We start from the raw sequence: 3,885 nt of genomic DNA, 5'->3' as shown, positions 1-3,885 counted from the left end.
GGCGGTGGCCATAACGGCGGCTACAATAACGGCGGTTACAATAACGGTGGATACAGCAACGGAACATATGGCTCTGCCAGCGGGCAACAAGGACCATACAATGCGTCGTATGGAACTTCGACTCCCCCTCCTCAGGACAAGTGGGGATACCGCAAAGAGGATCCTGCAGCGACACCCGGATTCGACAGCATGATGGACGATCTGGAGAAGAAGGCGCTAAGACGTGAAATCGACGAATTAAAATCCAAAATCGCGAAATACGAGAAGGGAGAATAATATTATGGGAATCTTCAAAAGAATGAAGGATATGACGAAAGCATCGGTAAATGAGGTACTCGACAAAATGGAGGATCCGGTAGTCATGCTGAACCAGTATCTGCGTGACATGGAATCCGAAATTCATCAAGCTGAGGTAACGGTTGCCAAACAAATGGCGAACGAGCGCCGCATGAAGCAGCGTCTTGACGAGTCGGTACGCAGCGCGTCCGACCGCGAATCGAAGGCGGAAGCGGCATTGCGCGCCGGCCAGGAAGAGCTTACTCGCAAGCTGCTGGAAGAGAAGCTGTATTTTGACCAGAAGGTGACGGAATATATCGATCTCCATGCACAAGCGAAGGCGCAAGCGGAAGAGCTGATGCAGCAACTGCACGGCATGAAGGAAGAATTCTACCAGCTTCGCAACAAACGCAACGAGCTCGCTTCCCGCGCTCAAGTTGCCAAGGCGCAGAAGCAAATGGCACAGCTTAGCGCGAACCACACCATCGACAGCGGTTCTGCTTCCCGCGGCTTCTACCGGATGGAAGAGAAAATTATGCAACTGGAGGCGGAAGCGGATGTTCTTCGCACCCCTTACGGCAGCTACAGCGGCGGTTCGGCTGGATCCACGCCGGTCAGCTCGGCAGATCTGGAGAAGCGCATGAAGGTTGACGAGCAGTTCGAAGCGCTCAAGAGCAAGCTGAATGCGGGCAATGCTCCTGCGGCAAACAACGACGCAACAGAATAATGAGGACGAAATGAGGAAAGCGGCGGACCGGAGACGGTCTGCTCTTTCCTGCTTTGCCACGTTGAACAACCTCATATACAATTACATAAGGAGCGTTCCAGATGCAAGCAGAACAAGATAAGCGCAGCCAGGGCGATGAAGGTCCAAAGGCAGCCCGCAAGCGCAATACGGCGGAGACGGTACTTTGGCTGCTCATTATCGTCAGTCTGGCGGTCATCGTTCTGCAAGGACTCGATGTAGTGGAGCTATACACGCTCAAGGGCAAATGGGCCGTCATGGGATTGATCGGCGTAGGCGGCGGACTTGTGGCCGCAACGATTATGAGTTATCTTCAAAATTCCAAGCTGAAGGCCGCGCTCAAGAGACTGACGGAGCAGCAGCGCAAACGTCCTTCGTATACGGTAACGATTGATTCCAATGATCCCGATGCCGTTAGCCCGGATGAACTTGCCGATGATCCTAATTGGAGGGAGAAGGTCAGGTTCACCGCGGTCATCGAAGAGAGGCAGCGTTTGGCTCGCGAGCTTCATGATGCTGTCAGCCAGCAGCTGTTCGCCATCTCGATGACGGCTACGGCTGTCAGCCGTACGATAGAGCGGGATTGGGAACGGGCGAAGCGTCAAGTGCAGCTCATCGAGGAAATGGCGGCGGTGGCGCAATCCGAGATGCGGGCGCTGCTTCTTCATCTAAGGCCTGTCCATTTGGAGGGCAAGAATCTCGGTCAAGCGTTGAAGGCATTGATTGAGGAACTGCAGCAAAAGATACCGATGGAAATTACGCTCGAAGTCGACGAGACGATTACGCTGCTGCCAGCAGCGGAGGATCATCTCTTCCGAATCGCTCAGGAGGCTCTGTCGAATACGCTGAGGCATTCCAAGGCGGACAAGATGCATATCCGCCTGATGCGTCTCGACAATCGGGTTCATATGACCTTGCAGGACAGCGGCATCGGCTTCGATCTGGAAGTGAAGAAACAAACGTCGTACGGTTTGCTCACGATGGAGGAACGCGTGAACGAGCTTGGGGGCAGCATGCAAATGATGTCCCAGCCTGGAGAAGGAACGACAATACATCTGTGGGTGCCGGTAGACGGCCAAGTCAAGGCCGGGGCTCAATAAATCAAGGTTGCGAACAGCGGAGTTCCGGATGGTAACAACCTACTGGGGGAGAGATGGAAGATATGGAGGCGCCAATCAAAGTGCTGCTGGTCGACGATCACGAGATGGTGCGTATCGGACTTGCAGCCGTGCTGGATACAGAGGATGGTATCGAGGTAGTGGGAGAGGCCAGCAATGGCCCGGAAGGTATACGGCTGGCTACGGCTTATAAGCCCGACATTGTATTGATGGATCTTGTCATGGAGGGCATGGATGGCGTCGAGACGACGGCTAAGCTGCTGGAGCAGCATCCGGATTGCAAGGTTATCGTACTGACGAGCTTTATCGACGACAGCAAGATCTATCCCGTCATCGAAGCGGGAGCCTTCAGCTATCTGTTGAAGACATCCCGCGCAAATGAGATCGCCGAGGCGATCCGCGCGGCGGCGCGCGGCCAATCCGTGCTTGAGGCGCAAGTGGCCGCGAAGATGATGAACCGGTTCCGGCAGCCCAAACAACAGGAGAAGGCTCCTTTGCACGACGACCTGACGGAACGCGAGATGGATGTTCTTAAGCGGCTCGCGCAAGGCAAGTCCAATCAGGAGATCGCGGACGAGCTGTTTATCGGCGTAAAAACTGTAAAGTTTCATATTACGAATATTTTTAACAAGCTGGATGTGGACGACCGTACGCAAGCCGCGATCTATGCCCATAAGCAGGGAATTGCGGAGTAACGGCCGAACAACAGTCAGACCGAAGAGTGTTTAGGGATAGTAGTAAACATGACTGTCTACAGGACATAGGCGAATAATTGCAGCCTCTAACCAAAACAAAGCTGCGGCATTATAAATGTTTGGCGGCCTGGGAAAGAATGTACGCGGCGATTTCCTCGGAATCGTTAACGCTATAAGCGGGCAGCCCATTTAAGCGCTCTGTGACGGCAGGTAGGGACAGAGCCTCAGGCCATAGGACGGCGGCGCTTATATGAGATAAGCTGGAGAGCAGCCCAGCGTCGACTTCCTCTCGTACGAGCACGAGCTTCGGATGTGTCTCTCTCTTAAAGCCTTCGACCAGGACGATATCGACATGCTGCATATGAACTAGCAATTCGGCAAGAGATGACGGTTTGTTGCTTAGTATTGCACTACGTCTCGAAGAGGATATGGCCGTTATGTCGGCGCCTGCCTGTTGATGCCGCCAAGTATCCGTGCCGGGTTCATCCATGGTGAAATCATGAGCATCGCTTTTAACTGTGCCAACTTTATAATTCCGCTGCTTCAGCAGCTCCGTCAACCGGCAAACCAAAGTGGTTTTGCCGGTGTTTTTGTGTCCGACGACTTGGATGACGAAGGGGCGGGCAGGGGGATTGGCGTGAAGCTTCATAAATTCGTTGTGCTGCGGATTCTCCAAATGAAAGCTCCTCTCGAAATCATTTTGCTCATCTTACCATATTTTTCGGGAAGATGCGGAATCTGGAGAGTTGAAATTGATGCTTATGGCAGGTTGTCTCACTTGCTCTGTGATACAATGGAGGAAGAGAGATGGGCTCAAGTTTAATAGACTTGGAGGAACGTGCATGGGGAAAGAGAAGGGGTCATTGGATGGCGTGGAGCGAGTAAACTCGCCAGGGAGCGATGGACGCTTTAACCGGCGGGCGATTACGCCGGAGGAGGCGCAGCGGCGTGTCGTTGCCGCTGCAAGAACTGTCGGCAGCGAGCTTGCGCCGCTGGCCGAAAGCGGCGGCCGCCGCCTCGCGGAGTCGCTGCGCGCGACGAGCGATTGGCC

General features: G+C 54.0%; 4 protein-coding genes and 2 pseudogenes. 5 read left to right on the top strand and 1 reads right to left on the bottom strand.

From position 1 onward, the window contains the following. The 4 genes and pseudogenes from PAT3040_RS37610 to PAT3040_RS29695 all read left to right on the top strand — a co-directional run. A pseudogene (locus tag PAT3040_RS37610) lies at window positions 1-276 on the top strand (PspC domain-containing protein); the annotation flags it as partial. A gap of 4 nt (window positions 277-280) precedes the next feature. Beyond that, window positions 281-1,003, top strand: a complete 723-nt coding sequence (locus PAT3040_RS29705) for a PspA/IM30 family protein (RefSeq protein WP_087570084.1) — start codon at window positions 281-283, stop codon at window positions 1,001-1,003. A 101-nt stretch (window positions 1,004-1,104) separates the two neighbouring features. Then, window positions 1,105-2,121 (top strand): sensor histidine kinase, encoded by a 1,017-nt coding sequence (locus PAT3040_RS29700; RefSeq protein WP_087570085.1) that lies wholly within the window; start codon window positions 1,105-1,107, stop codon window positions 2,119-2,121. 62 nt (window positions 2,122-2,183) lie between these two features. Continuing rightward, a complete protein-coding gene (locus PAT3040_RS29695) occupies window positions 2,184-2,834 on the top strand; it encodes a response regulator (protein ID WP_087570086.1) in 651 nt (216 codons plus the stop codon). A gap of 109 nt (window positions 2,835-2,943) precedes the next feature. Here the strand turns inward: PAT3040_RS29695 and mobB are convergent, their stop codons facing one another. Beyond that, window positions 2,944-3,510, bottom strand: a complete 567-nt coding sequence (mobB, locus tag PAT3040_RS29690) for a molybdopterin-guanine dinucleotide biosynthesis protein B (protein ID WP_108995525.1) — start codon at window positions 3,508-3,510, stop codon at window positions 2,944-2,946. Window positions 3,511-3,676: 166 nt separating this feature from the next. Here mobB and PAT3040_RS29685 point away from each other — a divergent pair. Further along, window positions 3,677-3,885, top strand: a pseudogene (locus PAT3040_RS29685) (hypothetical protein); the annotation flags it as partial.

This window comes from Paenibacillus agaridevorans (assembly GCF_003112455.1).
Taxonomy (GTDB): domain Bacteria; phylum Bacillota; class Bacilli; order Paenibacillales; family Paenibacillaceae; genus Pristimantibacillus; species Pristimantibacillus agaridevorans.
Note: the sequence above shows the minus strand (reverse complement) of the source record. Positions and strands in the feature narration are given on the sequence as shown.

Coding starts and splice junctions, on each gene's coding strand:
- PAT3040_RS29695 (WP_087570086.1), top strand. CDS start 2,184: ATGGAGGCGCCAATCAAAGTGCTGCTGGTCGACGATCACGAGATGGTG.
- PAT3040_RS29700 (WP_087570085.1), top strand. CDS start 1,105: ATGCAAGCAGAACAAGATAAGCGCAGCCAGGGCGATGAAGGTCCAAAG.
- PAT3040_RS29705 (WP_087570084.1), top strand. CDS start 281: ATGGGAATCTTCAAAAGAATGAAGGATATGACGAAAGCATCGGTAAAT.